Below are 19,912 nucleotides of genomic sequence, written 5' to 3'. Positions count from 1 at the left end.
GTTGATTATTATAACAATATCCGAATTCAATTGAAATTAAACAGCCAGTCACCAAAAGAGTTTCGGCAACTGGCTGTTTTATAAAGGTGTTTTGATCCCTGTCTCAAAAACGGGGGTCAGTCCCATCGCACCTGTGCTTTTCCTTCGATTAAAAATCAAAGTTATCTGGATCTGGACCTGTGCGCTCATCTTCATTGAGCTGATCAATGACACCCATCTCACGTGCGGACAGCTCGAAATCGAAGACTTGTGTGTTTTCGATGATTCGGCTCTTCGTCACAGATTTTGGAATGGTGATAATGCCATGCTGTAAGTCCCAGCGAAGGATCACTTGCGCTACTGATTTATCATGTTTTTTCGCGATATCCTGGAGAACAGGATGGTTCAGAAGCTTTCCGCTGCCTAATGGCGACCACGCCTCTACATGAATTCCTTTCGATTTGCAGTAGTCTCGTAAAGGCTCCTGCGTCAGCTTCGGATGAAGCTCGATTTGATTCACCATTGGCACAACTTCTGCCTCTTCCAATAAATCCTCTAAATGATGCTGATGGAAATTACACACTCCGATCGCTCGAACGCGTCCATCCTGATATAGTTTTTCTAACGCTTTCCATGTTTCTTTATATTTGCCTTCAACTGGCCAATGAATCAAATAAAGGTCTAATACATCTAGTCCCAGCTTGTTCATACTTGTTTCAAAGGCTTCGAGTGTTGATTCATAGCCTTGATCATTATTCCAGACCTTTGTCGTAATGAATAGATCATCGCGCGAGATGCCTGATTGCTGAATGGCTTTGCCTACCCCTTCTTCATTTTGATAGGCTGCTGCTGTATCAATGCTGCGGTAGCCCGCTTCAAGAGCGTCTTTGACTGCATTTACAGCCTCATCCCCATCTTTTACCTGCCATACACCAAAGCCGAGCTTCGGCATTTTTACTCCGTTTGCTAATGTGACTGTATCTGTTAATCCACTCATCAAACAAACCTCCGCTTCCTTTTTACTTACCAAGCACTATACCCGAATTTTCAATTGATCATGCATGACATTCTGACTGAGTTATTTGATATATTTTCCCATATCAACTTGATTGGCGTCAACGATTTGATATTCGCTTGTTTGATCTTTTGTTTTAGAAAAATCATATGTCGTTAAAAATGCCTGATCATAGAAAGTCAGACCGTATGTTTCCTTCTTATTCTCATACACCCTGATCCAATAAGACTCTTTTGAAGTTTTTTTAGTTTCATTCGTTTTCTTTAATTTCATACCTGAAAATTCCTTCAGCAGCTTTTGAATATCCGCTTTCTTTTCCACTTTAACACGCTCATTATCATGCTCAATTTGAATCGAAGTCACCTTGTTTTGATCAATCGAGACCACATCATCAAAAGAGTATGTTTTTGCATTGATTAGAAAATAAATACCAATTCCTAATAAAATAATGACGACTAAACCAATCATCCACTTTTTCAACCTAACTCCTCCTTCTATTCACACCACACCTATAAAAACAGTGAAGTCCAATCATCCTCCTCAGAAAATACCTGAATCCCATGCTGTTTTAGCAAGGCGGATGTCACTCCATCCCCAGCTTTTGTCCCCCCGTTAAACTCTCCGCGGTAAATCATCCGGCTGCCGCAGGAGGGGCTGTACTCTTTTAACACAACCGCTGTTGCTTTCAGAGACTGAACCTGTTCCAGCGCGGCTTTCGCACCTTTTACATACATCTCAGTGACGTCAGTTCCATGAACATCGACAACAGCAGCCTGCCCCCGTAAAACATCATATCCATCTCCACCAATGATTTCTGCCGGAGGTCTAGGCGTAGAGAAGCCGCCAAGCAGTTCAGGACAAACTGTCACAGCCTTTTCTTCCTGAACAAGCTCCTCAATTCGCTGATCTAATCGATGGCTGCCATTATACCGAACCTTCAACCCAGCAAGACAAGCACTGACGACAATCATGTATGTTCCTCACTTTTTTTGCTGACTTTAAAATAAATACATAAAGGCAAGAAACATATCGTATTCACCAAAAAGGGCAGAGCACAATACAAAGCAGCACCCCAAATTGGTTCTCCAGGTCCTGCAATACCAAAAAAATAAACAAATAATAGCACGCTGACAAACAATCCCACGAATGGCATGATGAATACGTATTTTTTATAATTTTCTATCATTTCTTTCTCCAATGAGCTCCCTCCCTTTCTTCATGGCCTCGAATAACATCAATATATGTTAATTTTACCATAAAAAACCGAAATCATCTCCTCTTTACGATGGTTTCGGTTTTTTATCTATATCTTTTCTTTCCAAGCCTTTAAGAAACGCTCAATCACTTGTAATTCATCTTCATGAAACTGCTGTAGAAATTCTAAATAGGACGTGACTGCATTTTCATGTAGTTCATCATGAAGCGCTGCCAATTGCTTTCCTTCCTCTGTCAAAGAATAATAGACAGATTTCTTATCACCCTGCCGGTGGCAATAGTCCACCATGCCTTTTTCAATTAGTTTTTTCACAGCCTTTGTAATAGCTGGCTTTGATAGTTTTAGTTGTTGAGATAGAAATGTATTGTTTGATTCGTTTGGATTGGCTTGAATCATCGATAAAATGTGAAGCTGTGTGAGTGTCCATTCTTGTTTGAGTGTATCAGTCGTGGTAATCAGTGGATCTGTTGGATCATTCCGTCTCTTTTCCCTATGCATAATCAGATCTTGAATCGCTTTTAATACAATCTGCTCTTTTGTTTCCATCTGAACCTCCACTCTTAACTGGTTAATAAAATGGTACTAATAATGAAGAAAGGAGTCAAAAGAAATGTCGATGTGAGTAAAATAATAGGACATCGGACCTGAAAATTGCATATGTACTTTTATACTAGATTCCCCTCAACCAGTCACATGCTATAATCATGGGGATGTCATCCAATTTATCAAAATGAAAAGGTGAGCTAAATGAAACCTGAACAACAAATGGCCATTCGCCAGTTAGAAGAAAAGATACACCTGTTTTCCTCTGCTGTAAACGGAACCTTCCTTGCATCGGACGATTTCGTTCTATCAAATACTCATATATCGACTGACACGTTCAATTTGCTCTTACCGACATCAGCTCAAATCCAAGATCCAAAAAAAGTGAAAGCAGCCATTGAACACATGCGGTCACAGAAACTCATCTTCAGCACATGGGTTGATCACCGTTTACTCCATCCTGATTGGGCTGATTTATTAAAGGAATATCAGCTTCAAGAGGTCGAACGCAATACCATCATGATGCTAGAGCATACAGGTGACATTGATCCAGTCACATCCCCAGCACTTACAATCAAGGAAGTTCTTGATGAGCAGACACTCTTTGATTACAAACATATCTTTATTGAACTATTCAAAGGGTCGAAAGAGGCCGCCGCCTTAGAAGACTATTTCCAGCGTTTTTCGATTGAAGCATTACACTCAAAAGCTCGCATGTTCGTGGGGTATGAACACCAAAAGCCGGTCACAACAGGCTTATTATTCGAGGCAAACGACAGCTACGGTATTTATGATGTCATGACAAGGGCCGAACACCGCGGAAAAGGACTTGGCAGTGACATGTTTCATTACCTTCTAACCCAGACAGAGAATAAACAAAAATGTGTCATCTTACAAGCATCAGCAGACGGCAAAAATATTTACCAGCGTGCCGGCTTCCAACCAATCGGCGAAATGGCCGTCTTTGAATAGAAAGGTACTTTCCCTTTGAAATGAACATAAAAAAGCTGCCTATCTTTAGGCAGCTATTCAGCATGATGCTGACGATCCATATAAAGCGGCGGTCTCTTCAGCGAAATCACCGCACAGCTAAAGGCAATCAGTACAAACACAGCACCGAATTTAGCCAGATCAACAGATGAACCGGTCATCGTAAACATGACTCCGCCAACCGCAGATCCAATCGAAATGCCGATTTGCAAAGCCGATGTATTTAAGCTCTGCTGAATATCAGACGTCACAGGATCTGTTTGAATCAAATAACTCTGCAAAGCAGGCGTCAGTGCCCAGCTGAGCGCACCCCAAAGGACAACCATCACCATAAAGAGCGCGAACACACCCGCTGTATACGGAATGGTAAACATGACAACCGCAAACGCGATTGTCACAAGCAAAATCGCTTTTCCTGAACCCAGTTTGTCACTCAGCCAGCCGCCAAATCCATTCCCGCCTATAGACGCAAGCCCGAAGATCAAATAACAAATACTAATCCAAAACGGGGTCATATGCAGAACTTCCATCAGAAATGGAGTGAAATAAGAATAAAGCATATAATGGCCTGCAAGCATAAACAAACTGATCAAGTGTGCACTAAAAATCTTCGGATGCCCTAAAGAACGAATCTGCTCTCTAAGAGGCGTCACTTTTTCAACAGGCATTTTTTCCAATAGAAAATAGATCAGCACCATCGATATGGCAGAAAGAATACTGATTCCTAAAAACATCACTCTCCAGCCAAAGCTCTCTGTAATAAAAATACCGATCGGTACACCGAGAACAAGTGAGGAGCTAATACCAATAAAAATCAGCCCTAATGCCTTCGCACGATGCGCTGGTTCCACCAATTTAGCAGTGATCGTCAGTGACAACACCACCACTAGCGCTGTGCTCATCGCGATCAACACCCTTGATATCATGACAAGGGCAAAGGTCGAACTAAAATAAGTGAACACATTCCCTAATGTAAACACCAATAACGCGATTAAATAAAGGCGCTTTCGTTCGATTTTGGCTGTAGCGGTCAGCAGCACGGGTGCTGAAATGGCATACACAATTGCAAATACCGTAATAAGCTGTCCGGCTGTTGCAAGAGACACATTCAAATCCTCTGCAAGACTTGGCAGAATGCCTCCGACCACAAGCTCAACTAATCCAACCGCAAAAGTAGAAACGGCTAATAAATATACTCTCCAGTTCATGTCTAACATCCCTTCTGTATATCATCGCTTTCACTTTTGATACAGGGTGCAGACAAACAAAAAAACCCTGATTACAAAAAAGGAAAGCGCGCTTTTGTAATCAGGATTTATCGGATCCTGGTAGAAACCCTCAAACCATATTATTGAGGTTATACAAGTCTATTTTTTTCTTCACATATATTAGCATAGCCTTACATAACTCGCAAGCTGTAAAAATAGAAAAATACTACCATTCCGTTACCTAAACAAAAGGCGCTGTAAAAGGAATCAGAACAACTTGCTTTCTCCCCCATTTACAGGTAAACTGATGAAAAATCAACGAACAAGGATCAACGTAGATCTGGAATAGTAACTTGAATCGATCTTTAACAGAGAGGGAACGGTGCTGAGAAGTTCCTACTGACATCTTCAAGTGAACCTGCCGATTTAGTTCTGTTTCATACAGCGGTTCATACCGTTATCATGATTGAGTGTAAAGCTGTGCTTTAAATTAGGGTGGTACCACCAGGAATGGTCCCTAACTTAAAGTACAGCTTTTTTGTTTTTAAAAAGGAGGAACCTGCAATGTCAAAAAAACAATTTGTTGAGAAAATTACAAGCATGGAAGACGACTTTGCCCAGTGGTATACAGATGTTGTCACAAAGGCGCGGCTCGTCGATTATTCAAGCGTGAGAGGCAGTATGATCATTCAGCCGTACGGCTTTAAAATCTGGGAGAATATTCGCGACGAACTTGACCGCCAGATTAAAGAAACGGGTCATGAGAATGTCTATATGCCGCTCTTTATCCCAGAGAGCCTGCTTCAGCAGGAAAAAGATCATATCGAAGGCTTTGCTCCTGAAGTGGCATGGGTCACACATGGCGGTGAATCCGAATTACAAGAAAGGCTCTGCGTCAGACCAACCTCTGAAGTGCTGTTCGCTGAGCATTACAAAAACATTATTCATTCCTACCGTGATTTACCGAAGCTATATAACCAATGGGCCAATGTCGTCCGCTGGGAAAAGACAACACGTCCCTTCCTCAGAACCCTTGAATTCCTATGGCAGGAAGGGCACACGTGCCATGAGACTGAGCAAGAAGCGATTGAAGAAACAGAAAGAATGCTTCACACTTACGCTTCTCTTTGCGAAGATCTCCTTGCCATTCCTGTCATTAAAGGGAGAAAAACAGAGAAGGAAAAATTCGCCGGCGCTCGCTTCACCTATACGGTTGAAAGCCTGATGCATGATGGAAAAGCGCTTCAAACTGCCACTTCTCATTTCTTCGGGAACGGATTTGCCAAAGCATTTGGCATCGAATTCTTAAACCGTGAAGGAAAACTAGAGCATGTCCAGCAAACCTCTTGGGGTTTCACAACAAGAATTATCGGCGCTATGATCATGGTGCATGGCGATGACAGAGGGCTCGTCCTCCCGCCAAATATTGCGCCAACCCAAGTGCGTATCGTGCCAATCGCTTCTCATAAAGAAGGGGTACTGGATCATGCCTACGAATTGAAGAATCGCCTTGCCCGCATCGCACGTGCTGACATCGACGCAAGCGATAAACAGCCAGGCTGGAAATTCAACGAGTGTGAAATGCAAGGTATTCCGCTACGTGTAGAAGTAGGACCAAAGGACATCGAAAAAGGGCAGGTGATGCTTGCAAGACGAGACACTGGTGAAAAGCAAGCTGTCACGTTAGAAGCACTTGAACAAACCATCACAGCAACACTTGAAGACATCCAGCGAACGATGTACGAAAAAGCGAAAGAACGATTACACGAAAAGACATCACACGCCCATACAATCGAAGACATCGAGCAAATTCTTGCGGAAGAAAACCGATTGATTAAAGCCATGTGGTGCGGTGACGAAGCCTGTGAAAACGACATTAAAGAAAGAACAGGCGCGACCTCACGCTGTATCCCATTCGAACAGGAAACCATTTCTAACACATGTGTCTGCTGCGGAAAGCCTGCATCTGATATGGTATTCTGGGCGAAAGCCTATTAAGAATATGAACGATAAAGAAGCATTCTCATGATGCTTCTTTTTTTGTTAAAAAGACCCAAACACCCATTGACCTCACCTGCATGATCCCCTATAATTCATATTAATATAATCGGTTTTTAAGACATTAACTGGAGTGGTGATACATGAAACGCTGGCCCTCATTCTTTGCCGAACGCTGTCCTAAATGTAAATCCGCATTAGAAGTCTCAAAGTCCAATGCCCTGCAAGGCAAAGTCGTGAAAACATGTCCCAACCTTCATTATCAAAAAGAGTACCACCCCGCACTAGAAACGTATATCGAGCACGATGACGTCCAATAAAAAGGACCAACATGTTTGCTTTGTTGGTCTTTTCTTTATAAAATATCCAGCCAAATTTTGACCGCTGTCGCCGTAATCATCACAGCAAGTGCCCATTGCAAGTAGACGGCGTTGATTTTCTGACCGACCTTCGCACCAATCGGAGCTGCCATCAAACTTGCCGCCATCAGCACAATCGCAGGAAGAAGCATGACCTGACCCGTCAATACCTTTCCAGTCGATGCGCCTATCGCAGAAAGAAACGTAATTGCAAGTGACGATGCAATCGTCATCCGTACAGGTATTTTTAAAATAGACAGCATTACAGGCACTAAAATAAATGCGCCGCCTGCACCTAATACCCCGGAAACACTGCCAATCACAAAGGCAATAGCTGATGCCAGCCCTTTATGAAAAGTGACTTCTCCCTCTGCGTCTGCACGCTGTCCTTTTTTCGGAATCAGCATGAGAATTACCGCCACAATGGCGAGTAATCCATAGACGAGGTTCATCCCTTTCTCCGGCATAAAATGTGATACATAACTGCCTAATAAGCTGCCCGCTAATATACTGCTTCCCATATATAAAATCACCGAGCGATGTAAAAATCCGCTTTTCCGATAAGCAAGTACACCACCCAGTGTCGAAAAAAGCACTTGAATGGCGCCAATCCCTGATACCTCGTGTGCTGATAGTGCCATCATACCGAAAAGAGGCGGGATATAAAGCAGCATGGGATAGTTGATCACAGATCCGCCGATCCCCACCATTCCTGATAAGAAGGAACCAAGACATCCGATGATAAAAAGTGTAATCAAAAATGCAAAATCCACGATGGTCTCCTCCTTTGCAAAAGGAAAAGGGGATCTTCAGCAGATACCCCTACATCCTTTAGGACCCTTTTCTCATCCAGAACTTCAGCACGTGACCTTCTTCTGTCTGCGTGATCAATTCATGTCCGCTTGACTTCGCCCATGCGGCCAAGTCAGCTTTAGCCCCTTTATCTGTTGCATGTATTTCTAAAACTTGACCTTCCGCCAAGTCGTTCATTTTTTTCTTCGTTCGAATAATTGGCATTGGGCATGCGAGCCCTGTTACGTCTAAAATTTGATCTGATGTCATTTGATTGTTCCTCTTCTCTTATTTTATTGGACATTACCGAATCGCACAACGGTTTGGACCCATTTCCATTTCCCGCTGCTCTTCCACATCTGGGTTCAGCTTCCCCATATTGGCTTGACGAATCTCTTGAAAGGCATGCGGCTGTGCAGGCAGACCTTCCGTCACCATCTTTCTAAACACATGTTGATCTTCAATATGAAGCCCATGATTTTCTTTTAAAAGTGAGCCGAGCTCCTTCCAAACACTGCCGTCTTCATTCATTTCTTCTATGGTCATGAAGTGCGCAGGCAGAACGATGTATTCCTTTGAGAGCGCCATATACCGTTCATAAAGCGTCTCTCTCAAATCATCTACCCAGTCCTCCGCCATTCCAGCAAGATCAGGTCTTCCAATTGAATCAATAAACAAAATATCACCTGAAAGAAGATATTGATTGTCTACGATAAAAGATGTTGAGCCGATCGTATGTCCCGGGGAATAAATGGGTTGAATATCAATAGAAGCTGTTCCAATCGTTATCCGCTGTCCTTCTTCAAGACGTTCATATTCAAAGGTTACCTCTTCTGCATCTTTTGGCGGCAGCCAGTAGGTGGCACCCGTTTGTTCAGCCAGCTTTTTCCCACCAGAAATATGATCTGCATGAAGGTGAGTATCCATCACATGCGTCACAGAGACCTCATGCTTTTTCGCAAAATCCATATAGACCTCCGTCATTCGAGCTGCATCCACAACCGCAGCTTCTCCATTGGACATGATCATATAGGACAGACACCCTTTGCCTATCCGTACAAATTGATACAGCTCTCCGCCGCCGCTTAAATTACCTATTTTCACTGGCTCTAGATGCTCACTCCATGCCTTCATGCCGCCCTGCAAATAATGAACAGGCACGCCAGCCTCTGACAGCATCTCCGCCACAAGAATAGAGGAACCTTCCTTGGCACAAACCACCAACACTTCACGGTCACTAGGAATGTGCTGTAAAACGCCCTCCACTCCGTCAAGCAGATCAAAATAAGGCACATTCATATCAACGATTGCTTCCCCTTCAATCTTCCAGTCCTGTACATCTGCTTGATTTCGCACATCTAGCAAAAAGAGCGGCTCTTTGCCCACGATCTTTTTTGTTAACTGCTCTGCAGTCATGGCTTTTACCGTCATGCTTTATTCAGCTCCTATTTTTCAATGGCTCCTGTCCAGCTATTCATGCCTGGCACCACATTGATTAATTGTTGAAATCCTTTCTCTTTTAGCTTTTGCGCAGCTAATTCACTTCTTCTGCCTGAATGACAGATGAGATAAATGTCCGATTCTCTTGTTAACTCCTCTGCACGATCTTCCACCTCACCAAGTGGGATATGAACAGCTCCTGGGATATGCCCCGCTTCGTATTCATCCAGCTCTCGTACATCCAAAATAAACAGAGATTGATCTTCTTTTACCTTCTGTTGAAAGGCATGCAAAGATATTTCTGAAATCATGGGCTCCCCTTCTTCCTCTTGCGCTCCGCCCTTACGAATCAAATGATGGAGCACCTGTCCTTCTACTCTTGTTCCTAAAAACTCATGGCCGGCACTTTTTGACCAAGCCGCTAAATCCGCTGCTGATCCTTTATCGGTAGCTTGCACTTCAAGTACATCTCCTGGCAAAAGCTCATTCATTTGTTTTTTTGTTTTCACAATCGGCATCGGGCATGCCAATCCTTTTGCATCTAAAATGACTGTTGGTTGCTGCATGTGATGTCCTCCTTTATATAGGGGTGGGGGTATATTTTTATGCGTGCTTAATGCCAAGCATTCATACCACCCTTGATGTTAGTAATATGAGTAAATCCTTGCTTCTTCAATATTTTCGCTGCCTGCATACTTCTCATTCCGCTTTGGCATATCACGTAGATCTCTTCATTTTTCTCAAGCTGAGAAGTTCGTTCTTTTAACTGAGGTAAAGGAATGTTTCGAAACCCTTTAATATGGTTTGTTTGAAATTCTACTGGAGATCGTACGTCAATGAGCTGTTGACCTTGGTTTTTCAGTTTTTTCTTCATATCAGCTGCATCCATTTGGTTTACACCTCGAACCGGCAGGAAGCGGCTCACGAGTAAGCCAATCACCAGGATGAACAAAAACGTTTGAATCATTTCATCACCTCACTAAATAAATAAATTCACATTCCCAATTTCAGCCTCTGCTAAATAAGCGGCGACACCAGCATATTGAATATCATCTAATAATTCTTTCTCCTGCAGCCCTAAAAGGTCCATCGTCATTGTACATGCTACGAGATTAATCTCCTGTTCCTTCGCCATATCAATGAGCTGCGGCAAGGTCATGGCATTGTGCTTTTTGATGACGTGCTTAATCATCTTTGGGCCCATTCCAGCAAAATTCATCTTTGAAATGCCCATTCGATCAGCCCCGCGCGGCATCATCTTGCCAAACATTTTTTCTAAAAAACCCTTTTTCATTGGCACCATCTCATTCTTGCGCAAGGCATTCAGCCCCCAAAAGGTATGAAAAATCGTCACTTCATGATCATAGGCTGCTGCACCATTTGCAATAATGTAAGCCGCCATTGCTTTATCATAATCTCCACTAAATAGCACAATCGTCGTGCGTTTTTTCTGTTCTTCCATTCTGCTCCTCCTTCATCATTACCCATGGGGGTATATAAAAAACAAAAAATATATACACATACCAGTAAGGGTATATTATAACAAGTAAAAAAATCCGTCAACCTTCAAAGGCTGAAGAATTTCTTACCGGCTTTTTACCAATAGCTCAACCGCTTCTTTGACAAGACCCTCCGTATCCTTGCCTTGTTCAAGGCTTTCACGGACACATTGTTCAAGATTTGTACTCACAATCACACCCATTGCACGATCAATGGCATTGCGTGATGCAGACAGCTGCGTCACCACCTCGCGACAATCCTTTCCCTGCTCCATCATCGCAAGAACCCCTTTAATCTGCCCCTCAATCCGGCGAAGACGGTTCTTCATCTGTTGATTATATTCCATTCACAAGCACCCCTTTCTATTCTTTCTATGAACAGATAGTATACCCTAAGAGGTATTTAGTCAAACGACTTGCCCTTCTCTTTTGTAGAGAACGTATGTGAAAATAATTGCACATTCCACCATTTATTGATAAAAAGAAAATAATCAACGAACGAGAAATCATTGAAGAAAAGAGGACAGCCCATGACTTTACATCATTATATTGGATCAAACAAAGAACTGCCGCTTGGTACCATTGGTCAAAATCCTACCTATAAACCATTCTCTGAACTCAATATCAACATGTTTGATAAAAAACAAAAAAAGCCAAAAACCTATCAAAAAGAAGAACTTTTGATAGAAGTATTTGAAACAGAAGAGGATTTCGAAGGCATTCACATTGATTATCTAGATCCCGTCTATGAAGCGGTAAGAAACAAATTCACACATCCTTTTGTTTATGAATTAGACATCATTCATTCTCTTCGTGCTCTTTTTAAATTCATTGAAAAAGAGCTGTCAAAAGGAGAAACTATCGAAATCTATTCTTGTGTAGATGGATTCGAAACGAAAGAAAAGGATAATCAATTGGACGTAGAAATTGACCTAAGCAAAAAACGATTTGGAAAACATATCGATTTTAAAGGGATCGATGAACTGATTGATATGTTTGAATTAGAAAACTTACAATATGTGTTGGTGAAGAAATAGAGAAGAATTGACATGGAACATCAAAATGCTGTGTTATTAGAGATTGTAGAAGCGTAACCTTGGTTAAACAAAGATCAATTGAAGTTATTAATAGAAAAGCGCATATAAATGTAACACGGAGGTAGTTGAAAAAACAAAAATCCCATCAATTACCTCTTTGCAGATCATCGTAAACTTTTTCAAAAATTTCTATTGGTATTGAATACTTCGTTGTCTTATCATTACGGTAATTAACCACTATATCGATATGATGTTGCCTTTTTTCAAATTCAATAATTGAATTCTCCCATCTATCTCTAACGGATATAACACAATTACCATTTTTCTTTTCCTTTTTTTGATAAACATAATCCATTTTATCTCTCCATTGTCGTAAGTAATTTTAAAAACGTATAAAAGTAGTTTCTACCATAAATACTTAATATGATTTCAATTGGACCTAATGGATGATTCAATAACCGTTTACATATCTAAATATCAAATTAGGGCTCCAAAGAGTAGAATACCTATGATAAAACATAGTAGTGATAACTATCTCAATGAAACATCCTATATTTTAACAAAATGATACACTCAAATAATGACTTCGTCTCTATTTCTTAAGAAATTTAAGATGAAATCAAACTAATGATGAAAAAGAAGGTGACCCATGCCATGCCAAACAACCAAACACCCAACCCACTCATTTATGAAAAATCACCCTACCTCCTTCAGCACGCCCACAACCCAGTTCACTGGTACCCGTGGGGGCAAGAAGCATTCGATAAAGCCAAACGTGAAAATAAACCAGTGCTTATCAGTATTGGTTACGCCACATGTCACTGGTGCCACGTCATGGCACACGAAAGCTTCGAAGATCAACAAGTCGCTGACATCTTAAATGAGCATTTCATTTCAATCAAAGTCGATCGTGAGGAGCGTCCAGATATCGACTCGATGTATATGTCTGTTTGTCAGATGATGACGGGGCAAGGCGGCTGGCCGTTGAACGTGTTTGTCACGCCGGATCAAAAGCCTTTTTATGCTGGAACATATTTTCCAAAAAGAAGTGCATACGGGCGTCCTGGCTTCATCGAAGCACTGATACAATTGCTGGATGCGTACCATAATGACCGAGATCATATTGAATCATTGGCAGAGAAGGCGACAAATAACCTGCGGATCAAAGCAGCAGGGCAGACAGAAAACACGCTGTCACAAGAGGCAATTCACAAAGCCTATTACCAGCTCATGAGCAGCTTTGATACACTGTATGGCGGATTCGGCTCCGCACCGAAATTTCCTGCACCTCATATGCTCTCATTTCTGATGCGCTATTACGAATGGACAGGACAGGAGAATGCGCTGTATGCAGTCACGAAAACGTTAGATGGGATGGCAAATGGCGGTATATATGACCATATTGGTTCCGGTTTTTCTCGTTATTCGACGGATGAAAAATGGCTTGTGCCGCATTTTGAAAAAATGCTGTATGATAATGCCTTGCTGATGGAAGCTTACACAGAAGCGTATCAGCTCACCTCAAAACCTGAGTATGAAAAACTTGTCCAACGCCTGATTCAATTTATTAAACAAGATATGATGAATCTAGGCGGCTCCTTTTATTCAGCGATAGATGCAGATTCTGAAGGGAAAGAAGGACAATATTACGTTTGGGCAAAAGATGAGATCATCACCCATTTAGGCGAGGACCTCGGCGCATTATTCTGCGCTGTCTACCACATCACAGAAGAGGGGAACTTTGAAGGGGAAAACATCCCTCATACCATTTCCACCTCTTTTGAGGACATCAAGGCCTCTTTTTCGATCGACAATAAAACCCTTCAGTCTAAGCTGCAAGAAGCCCGTCACATTTTACAATCAGTCAGACAGCAGCGACCCGCACCGCTTGTCGATGACAAGGTGCTCACATCATGGAATGCGCTGATGATCGCAGCTCTCGCCAAAGCAGGAAGGGTCTTTGATGCAGATGAAGCGATCCGTATGGCGAAGCAGGCGATGTCTTTTCTAGAAACACATCTTGTTCAACATGATCGTCTCATGGTCCGATATAGAGAAGGTGACGTGAAGCATCTCGGCTTTATCGAGGATTATGCGCATATGCTAAAAGCCTATATGTCTTTATACGAAGCGACCTTTGAATTAGATTGGCTGGAAAAAGCCACAGCCATTGCGGAGAACATGTTTGAGCTGTTTTGGGACAAGGAAAAAGGGGGCTTTTTCTTCTCGGGATCAGATGCGGAAGCGCTCCTCGTTCGAGAAAAAGAAGTGTACGACGGCGCCATGCCTTCTGGTAACAGCACCGCACTCAAGCACCTTCTCATGCTAAGCAGACTGACCGGACGTCAGGATTGGCTAGACACATTACAGCAGATGTTCCAAGCCTTTTATGTCGATGTCTCTTCCTACCCAAGCGGACACACAGCGTTTCTGCAAGGGCTCCTAAGTCAATATGCAACCAAAAGAGAAATCATCATTCTCGGAAAAAACGGCGACCCTCAAAAAGAACAGCTTTTACAGGCGCTTCAAAAACGCTTCGTTCCATTTGATATCATATTGACTGCCGAAACAGGGAAAGAATTAGCGAAGCTCGCGCCCTTTACAAAAGATTACAAAACAATCGATGGCAAAACCACCGTGTATATTTGTGAAAATTACAGCTGCCGCCAGCCAATCACCGATATCGACGAAGTGATGGAACAATTATTCCACAATTGAGTTTGTCATGAGATGACTATGAGAAGACAAAATGAGGACAAACAGATAAAAAACATGTCAATCCGCTAACAAATTGTCTGTACGGTTTTATTTTTCCTAAAAAACGGTTAGAATGCGCACTAGACGTTCTCATACCGAAGGGAGAGAAAATGATGAAAAAGGTATCATACACACTCATCGCTTGTTTGTTATCTGTTGGACTTGCAGCCTGCTCGTCAAACGATGCCAAACAAGATAAGCAAAACGACGCAGCCAAAAACAAGGAAACAACACAGGCTGATCAAAAAGAGCAGCAAAAGCAAATGGAAGAAATGCAAAAGAAATTAGACGCACAAAAAATCGATGACCAAAAGGTCGTTGCGACCGTCAACAAAGACAAAATCACAGGCAGTGAATACAATAGCGCCTTATCTACCATTCAAGGCCAGCTTCAGCAATCCGGGCAAGACCCAACTTCTAAAGAAGGCGAGAAAGCAGTCAAGAAACAAACCATTGATGCGCTCGTAGGACAAGAGCTCATCCTGCAAGATGCTGAGAAGAAGGGCTTCAAAGCCTCTGACAAAGAGGTAGATAAGCAGCTAAAGGAAGAAAAGAAACAGTTCAAAGACAACGCTCAATTCGAAGAAGCACTTAAAAAGAGCGGACTCACATTGGATCAGCTGAAGAGTGACATTGCCGACAGCATCAAATACAGCCAATATGTCGATAAAGAAATCAAATCAGCCTCCGTCTCTGAGAAAGACGTCAAAGCGTACTATGATCAATACGCAGACCAAATGAAAAAACAAAAGCAAAAAGCACCAGAATACAAAGAGGTTAAATCACAAATTAAAAAACAGCTAGAATCTCAAGAAAAGCAAAAAGAAGTCCAAAAAGAAATTGAAAAACTAAAGAAATCTGCGAAAATTAATGTGTCTCTATAACCGCTAAGAAAAAATCCGCCATTGTGCGGATTTTTTTGTTACTTCATGAACTATTTTTCCAAATTTATGACAAAAGCCTCATCATAAACGTCTCTTCCATCCGATATGATGGGAGTACAAAAGAAAGCGCTAACAATTCTTTTGTCTCTGAAAAGGTACAGGATCAAAAGCAATTCTCGTACTTTTGCTTCAGTCAATCGGACATCTACAAAAGGAGGATCATTATGTTCAAATGGTTTAAACCTGCTCCGCATATCGACAGGCTTGATGATGCCAAAACAGACGAGACGTATAAGCGGCTGCGGCTGCAAGTCTTTCTAGGCATCTTTATCGGGTATGCGGGCTACTATTTGCTGCGCAAAAATTTCGCTTTTGCTATTCCATATCTACAGGAAGAGGGGTTCACAAAAAGTGAATTAGGCTTTGTACTCGCAGCCGTATCTATCGCTTATGGCTTTAGTAAATTCATCATGGGGATGATCTCAGATCGCTGTAACCCCAGATACTTTTTAGCTGCCGGACTCTTTTTATCCGCTCTTATCAATATCCTATTTGTCTCATTTCCATGGGTTACATCCAGTGTATGGATCATGTTTTTATTCATGTTCTTAAACGGCTGGTTTCAAGGCATGGGGTGGCCGCCATGCGGACGTACGATGGCGCACTGGTTTTCGGTTAGTGAACGTGGTACGAAAATGTCCATTTGGAACGTCGCTCACAATATCGGCGGGGGGATTCTTGCACCGCTTATCACATTAGGGATTGTACTGTTTGCGACGTGGAAAAGTATCTTTTTCTTCCCTGCCATCATTGCCATTATCGTCTCCTTCGTGATCATACTTCTCGTACGGGATACCCCGCAATCCACTGGTCTTCCGCCAATTGAGGAATATCGAAATGACTATCCGGCACAAAAGTATGAGGATCAAGAAAAAGAATTAACAGTGAAAGAGATTTTATTTAAATATGTACTCAACAATAAATTCCTATGGTATATCGCAATCGCCAACGTGTTTGTATACTTCGTCCGTTACGGTGTCGTTGACTGGGCGCCGACCTACTTAACAGAAGCAAAGGGCTTTTCACCAGAGCATTCACGCTGGTCTTATTTTCTTTATGAATATGCAGGCATTCCCGGTACATTATTGTGCGGCTGGATCAGTGACCGCTTCTTTAGAAGCCGCCGCGCACCAGCAGGCGTCCTCTTTATGGCCGGGGTGTTAATTGCCGTTCTTGTTTACTGGCTAAACCCTGCAGGCAATCCAATGGTCGATAACATTGCCCTCATCAGCATCGGCTTTTTGATTTACGGACCGGTCATGCTCATTGGACTTCAAGCCATTGATCTCGCTCCGAAAAAAGCAGCTGGCACTGCTGCCGGACTGACAGGCTTCTTCGGCTACATTGGCGGCTCTGCCTTTGCCAATGCCATGATGGGCGTCGTCGTCGATCACTATGACTGGACAGGAGGCTTCATTTTACTGGTTGGTTCTTGTGTGCTTGCGATTGTTTTCCTCGCTATGACATGGAATACAGGAAAACGCGTAGAGCAAGCTTAATGAAAATCACATAAAAGATTCATATCCGCCCAACATGCTCTTTACATCTATTTCTTATGATGGAGGCAGTTACCGTAAAAGGAGGTTAAAATATGAAGAAAAGTAGATTACTTGCTTTCGTGTTGCTCTCTTTTGCTTTACTGTCTTTTGCGTGGGTGCCGGCCACCGTATCGGCACATGAAAACCTTTTATCTCCAGATCGCATCTTAACCGTTGCACACCGCGGAGCATCAGGGTATGCACCAGAGCATACCCTGGCTTCCTACAAGCTCGCCACAAAGATGAATGCAGATTACCTCGAACTCGACCTTCAAATGACAAAGGATGGACATCTCATCGTGATGCATGATGAAACCGTTGACCGAACCACAAACGGAACAGGCTGGGTCAAAGACCTCACACTTGCCGAAATCAAACAGCTTGATGCTGGTACATGGTTTAACGAAGCCAATCCCGACAGACAAAATGCCAACTATATCGGACAGAGAGTCCTGACATTAGATGAGGTGCTGCGCTATTTCGGCAAACGAGAGAATTATTATATTGAAACAAAAAAACCAGACCTTTATCCGCAAATGGAAGAAAAACTATTGACCGCCTTAAAGAAACATCACCTTCTTGGGAAACACACAAGAAAAGGGCAGGTCATCATTCAATCCTTTAGTGAAGACAGCCTGCTAAAGCTGCAGAAATTAGCTCCACGCCTGCCAAAAGTACAGCTATTAGACAGAAACCAAATGACATCCATCACAGACGATCAGCTCGACTTTATCAAAACGTACGCCGTGGGTGTTGGACCGAATTTCAGAGCATTAACACCTGAAAACGTCCAGCAGGTCAGAAGCCACGGACTCCTCCTTCATCCATATACGGTAAACAGCGAAGCAGACATGACCCGTCTACTGCAATACGGCGTCACCGGCCTTTTCACCAACTATCCAGATGTCTTTAACCGTGTCAAAGCCTCGTTGTAACAACAAAAGCCTTGCGGTCCGCTCCGCAAGGCTTTTGATTATTTCACCGTTTGATTAGATGAAGCTGTTTCAATCGGCTTTCGTTTTCCAATTCCAAATACAAAAAAGCTAAGTGCAACTAAAATCAAGAACCCAATTGCTACAATAAGAGAAATACGCGTATCCTGATTAATGAGCATAAACACAAGAACCATCAATAAAAATCCGATTGTAAGATAGTTAGAAAACGGCGCCAGCGGCATCTTGAACGGGTGCTGATCAAGTGCTGCCCCCTTTGCCTTTCTGAAGCCGATATGACTAATCAAAATGACAAACCAAGGCACCATCCCAGGAAGGACACTCGCACTATACACATAGACAAAAATATTTGGCGGAGAAACATAATTCAGGACCACTCCTATCGCTAAACCAATCAGCACAGCGAATGTCCCAAAATACGGTACACCGTTCTTCGAAATTTTCGTAAAGAAAGCAGGCGCCTGACCATTCACACCTAATGTATAAAGCATACGGCCCGCACTGAAAATACCACTATTACAGCCGGACATCGCTGCTGTAATGACAACAAAGTTAATAATACCAGCTGCTGCTGTAATCCCGATCTTCGCAAACGTCGCTACAAATGGACTGCCAAGGGTATTCAGCTGATCCCAAGGATACACAGTCACAATGACAAAGATCGCACCGATATAGAAAATCAAAATACGCCAGATGATACTTTTGATGGCGTTTGTCAGCGTCTTTTGCGGATTTTGCGCCTCACCCGCTGTAATCCCAATGAGCTCGACACCTTGATAAGCAGCAATAACTAGAGACAATGCAAACAGGAATCCGCTAAACCCACCTGTAAAGAATCCGCCATGCGCCCAAAGGTTAGACAGCCCAATAGGAGTCCCGCCATTTCCAAAACCGAAGAAAATAATGCCTAGACCTGCAACAATCATCAAGATAATCGTCACAATTTTGATCATCGCAAACCAAAATTCAAACTCACCGAACGACTTAACCGAAATCAAATTGGCCGCTCCTAAAATGATCATCGCAATTAACCCTGGAATCCACGCAGGCAGCTCTGGGAACCAATATTTCATATAAGCCCCAACCGCAATAATTTCCGACATTCCGACAATGACCCACTGGAACCAGTTACTCCAAGCCGTCATATACCCTGCAAGCGGATGAATATATTGATGCCCGAATGTAGCAAACGACCCTGTACTCGGCTCAAGATATAACATTTCTCCCATCGCACGCATAATAAAAAAGATAAAAATACCACACACTGCGTACGCTAGAAGAACCGATGGACCTGTCCACTGAATGGCCTTCGCTGACCCCATAAATAAGCCAACACCGATTGTGCCGCCAAGAGCGATCATTTGAATATGGCGGGCACTTAACCCTCTCTTTAATTCCTTTTGAGCCACTTTTCTTCCCCCTCATCAACAAACAACATAAAAAATAAAAATCAGAATTTTCATTCTGATTGAGAAACATCAATCTTTCGATGTATATTATCATAATAAATCTACCCTTAAAAAACAATTGTTTTTTTGAGGAAAACACTATTAACAAAATATTCTGACATAAAAGTAAGTTCAAATTATTTTATATTGATATAATCAATAACCAGAAAAATCTTCAAAAAAAGACCGCTCACAC

The 19,912-nt window shown here is 42.4% G+C and carries 23 protein-coding genes, 1 pseudogene, 1 riboswitch and 1 other annotated feature; of the genes and pseudogenes, 9 read left to right on the top strand and 15 right to left on the bottom strand.

Going from position 1 to position 19,912, the window contains the following annotated elements; all coding sequences use genetic code 11:
• Nucleotides 1-148: 148 nt before the first annotated feature.
• From BAE31_RS02790 to BAE31_RS02770, 5 genes are all read right to left on the bottom strand, one after another.
• Nucleotides 149-976 (bottom strand): aldo/keto reductase, encoded by an 828-nt coding sequence (locus BAE31_RS02790; RefSeq protein WP_041106158.1) that lies wholly within the window; start codon nucleotides 974-976, stop codon nucleotides 149-151.
• 81 nt (nucleotides 977-1,057) lie between these two features.
• Nucleotides 1,058-1,474: a DUF5301 domain-containing protein gene (locus tag BAE31_RS02785; protein ID WP_041106156.1), complete on the bottom strand. Its 417-nt coding sequence runs from the start codon at nucleotides 1,472-1,474 to the stop codon at nucleotides 1,058-1,060.
• Between the two features lie 29 nt (nucleotides 1,475-1,503).
• Nucleotides 1,504-1,965 carry a 2-thiouracil desulfurase family protein gene (locus tag BAE31_RS02780; protein WP_041106154.1) on the bottom strand — a complete coding sequence of 154 codons (462 nt, stop codon included), beginning with the start codon at nucleotides 1,963-1,965 and terminating at the stop codon, nucleotides 1,504-1,506.
• The gene (locus BAE31_RS02775) at nucleotides 1,962-2,192 is read right to left on the bottom strand and encodes a hypothetical protein (RefSeq protein ID WP_056768461.1); all 231 of its coding nucleotides are present in this window, start codon (nucleotides 2,190-2,192) and stop codon (nucleotides 1,962-1,964) included. The genes BAE31_RS02780 and BAE31_RS02775 overlap by 4 nt, the downstream gene beginning before the upstream one ends.
• Nucleotides 2,193-2,297: 105 nt before the next feature.
• Nucleotides 2,298-2,756, bottom strand: a complete 459-nt coding sequence (locus BAE31_RS02770; protein WP_041106150.1) for a MarR family transcriptional regulator — start codon at nucleotides 2,754-2,756, stop codon at nucleotides 2,298-2,300.
• A 201-nt stretch (nucleotides 2,757-2,957) separates the two neighbouring features.
• Here BAE31_RS02770 and BAE31_RS02765 point away from each other — a divergent pair, with 201 nt between their 5' ends.
• On the top strand, nucleotides 2,958-3,725 hold the full coding sequence (locus BAE31_RS02765) for a GNAT family N-acetyltransferase (RefSeq protein WP_056768464.1): 768 nt from the start codon (nucleotides 2,958-2,960) through the stop codon (nucleotides 3,723-3,725).
• Between the two features lie 53 nt (nucleotides 3,726-3,778).
• Here the strand turns inward: BAE31_RS02765 and BAE31_RS02760 are convergent, their stop codons facing one another.
• On the bottom strand, nucleotides 3,779-4,951 hold the full coding sequence (locus BAE31_RS02760) for an MFS transporter (protein WP_025092506.1): 1,173 nt from the start codon (nucleotides 4,949-4,951) through the stop codon (nucleotides 3,779-3,781).
• 77 nt (nucleotides 4,952-5,028) lie between these two features.
• Nucleotides 5,029-5,128: riboswitch (purine riboswitch) on the bottom strand.
• Nucleotides 5,129-5,277: 149 nt separating this feature from the next.
• Nucleotides 5,278-5,473, top strand: a binding site (T-box leader).
• A 42-nt stretch (nucleotides 5,474-5,515) separates the two neighbouring features.
• Here BAE31_RS02760 and proS point away from each other — a divergent pair.
• A complete protein-coding gene (gene proS, locus BAE31_RS02755; RefSeq protein ID WP_076839421.1) occupies nucleotides 5,516-6,949 on the top strand; it encodes a proline--tRNA ligase in 1,434 nt (477 codons plus the stop codon).
• A gap of 143 nt (nucleotides 6,950-7,092) precedes the next feature.
• The gene (locus BAE31_RS19565) at nucleotides 7,093-7,269 is read left to right on the top strand and encodes a hypothetical protein (RefSeq protein ID WP_162860209.1); all 177 of its coding nucleotides are present in this window, start codon (nucleotides 7,093-7,095) and stop codon (nucleotides 7,267-7,269) included.
• Nucleotides 7,270-7,304: 35 nt separating this feature from the next.
• Here the strand turns inward: BAE31_RS19565 and BAE31_RS02750 are convergent, their stop codons facing one another.
• From BAE31_RS02750 to BAE31_RS02720, 7 genes are all read right to left on the bottom strand, one after another.
• Nucleotides 7,305-8,081, bottom strand: coding sequence for a sulfite exporter TauE/SafE family protein (locus BAE31_RS02750; protein WP_076839419.1), 777 nt, complete (start codon nucleotides 8,079-8,081; stop codon nucleotides 7,305-7,307).
• A gap of 58 nt (nucleotides 8,082-8,139) precedes the next feature.
• Complete coding sequence (locus BAE31_RS02745) at nucleotides 8,140-8,370, bottom strand: sulfurtransferase TusA family protein (protein WP_041106141.1); 231 nt, start codon at nucleotides 8,368-8,370, stop codon at nucleotides 8,140-8,142.
• A 33-nt stretch (nucleotides 8,371-8,403) separates the two neighbouring features.
• Nucleotides 8,404-9,531, bottom strand: coding sequence for an MBL fold metallo-hydrolase (locus BAE31_RS02740; RefSeq protein ID WP_076839417.1), 1,128 nt, complete (start codon nucleotides 9,529-9,531; stop codon nucleotides 8,404-8,406).
• Nucleotides 9,532-9,545: 14 nt separating this feature from the next.
• Entirely contained in the window at nucleotides 9,546-10,106 is a 561-nt protein-coding gene (locus BAE31_RS02735; RefSeq protein ID WP_041106137.1) for a sulfurtransferase TusA family protein, read from the bottom strand.
• A 47-nt stretch (nucleotides 10,107-10,153) separates the two neighbouring features.
• Nucleotides 10,154-10,507 (bottom strand): rhodanese-like domain-containing protein, encoded by a 354-nt coding sequence (locus tag BAE31_RS02730; protein ID WP_076839415.1) that lies wholly within the window; start codon nucleotides 10,505-10,507, stop codon nucleotides 10,154-10,156.
• Nucleotides 10,508-10,519: 12 nt separating this feature from the next.
• Nucleotides 10,520-11,002, bottom strand: coding sequence for a DsrE/DsrF/DrsH-like family protein (locus BAE31_RS02725; RefSeq protein ID WP_076839413.1), 483 nt, complete (start codon nucleotides 11,000-11,002; stop codon nucleotides 10,520-10,522).
• A 123-nt stretch (nucleotides 11,003-11,125) separates the two neighbouring features.
• Nucleotides 11,126-11,386, bottom strand: a complete 261-nt coding sequence (locus BAE31_RS02720; protein ID WP_003217059.1) for a metal-sensitive transcriptional regulator — start codon at nucleotides 11,384-11,386, stop codon at nucleotides 11,126-11,128.
• 183 nt (nucleotides 11,387-11,569) lie between these two features.
• Between BAE31_RS02720 and BAE31_RS02715 the strand changes: the two genes are divergently transcribed.
• Nucleotides 11,570-12,076, top strand: coding sequence for a hypothetical protein (locus BAE31_RS02715; RefSeq protein WP_076839411.1), 507 nt, complete (start codon nucleotides 11,570-11,572; stop codon nucleotides 12,074-12,076).
• 145 nt (nucleotides 12,077-12,221) lie between these two features.
• Here the strand turns inward: BAE31_RS02715 and BAE31_RS02710 are convergent, their stop codons facing one another.
• Entirely contained in the window at nucleotides 12,222-12,431 is a 210-nt protein-coding gene (locus BAE31_RS02710; protein WP_041106129.1) for a hypothetical protein, read from the bottom strand.
• A 299-nt stretch (nucleotides 12,432-12,730) separates the two neighbouring features.
• Here BAE31_RS02710 and BAE31_RS19880 point away from each other — a divergent pair.
• From BAE31_RS19880 to BAE31_RS02690, 5 genes and pseudogenes are all read left to right on the top strand, one after another.
• Nucleotides 12,731-13,222 (top strand): annotated as a pseudogene (locus BAE31_RS19880) (thioredoxin domain-containing protein); the annotation flags it as partial.
• 84 nt (nucleotides 13,223-13,306) lie between these two features.
• Nucleotides 13,307-14,794 (top strand): thioredoxin domain-containing protein, encoded by a 1,488-nt coding sequence (locus tag BAE31_RS20075; protein ID WP_349642597.1) that lies wholly within the window; start codon nucleotides 13,307-13,309, stop codon nucleotides 14,792-14,794.
• A 152-nt stretch (nucleotides 14,795-14,946) separates the two neighbouring features.
• Nucleotides 14,947-15,717, top strand: a complete 771-nt coding sequence (locus tag BAE31_RS02700) for a SurA N-terminal domain-containing protein (RefSeq protein ID WP_039176104.1) — start codon at nucleotides 14,947-14,949, stop codon at nucleotides 15,715-15,717.
• Nucleotides 15,718-15,941: 224 nt separating this feature from the next.
• Nucleotides 15,942-17,276, top strand: a complete 1,335-nt coding sequence (gene glpT / locus BAE31_RS02695; RefSeq protein WP_041106127.1) for a glycerol-3-phosphate transporter — start codon at nucleotides 15,942-15,944, stop codon at nucleotides 17,274-17,276.
• Between the two features lie 92 nt (nucleotides 17,277-17,368).
• Entirely contained in the window at nucleotides 17,369-18,250 is an 882-nt protein-coding gene (locus tag BAE31_RS02690) for a glycerophosphodiester phosphodiesterase (protein WP_041106125.1), read from the top strand.
• A 38-nt stretch (nucleotides 18,251-18,288) separates the two neighbouring features.
• Here BAE31_RS02690 and BAE31_RS02685 read toward each other — a convergent pair whose 3' ends face one another.
• Nucleotides 18,289-19,677, bottom strand: a complete 1,389-nt coding sequence (locus BAE31_RS02685; protein ID WP_041106123.1) for an amino acid permease — start codon at nucleotides 19,675-19,677, stop codon at nucleotides 18,289-18,291.
• Nucleotides 19,678-19,912: the final 235 nt, after the last annotated feature.

This window comes from Bacillus sp. I-2 (assembly GCF_001974945.1).
Lineage (GTDB): Bacteria > Bacillota > Bacilli > Bacillales > Bacillaceae > Bacillus > Bacillus safensis.
The sequence above is the reverse complement of the archived record's forward strand: the minus strand, read 5'-3'. Positions and strand labels throughout refer to the sequence as shown.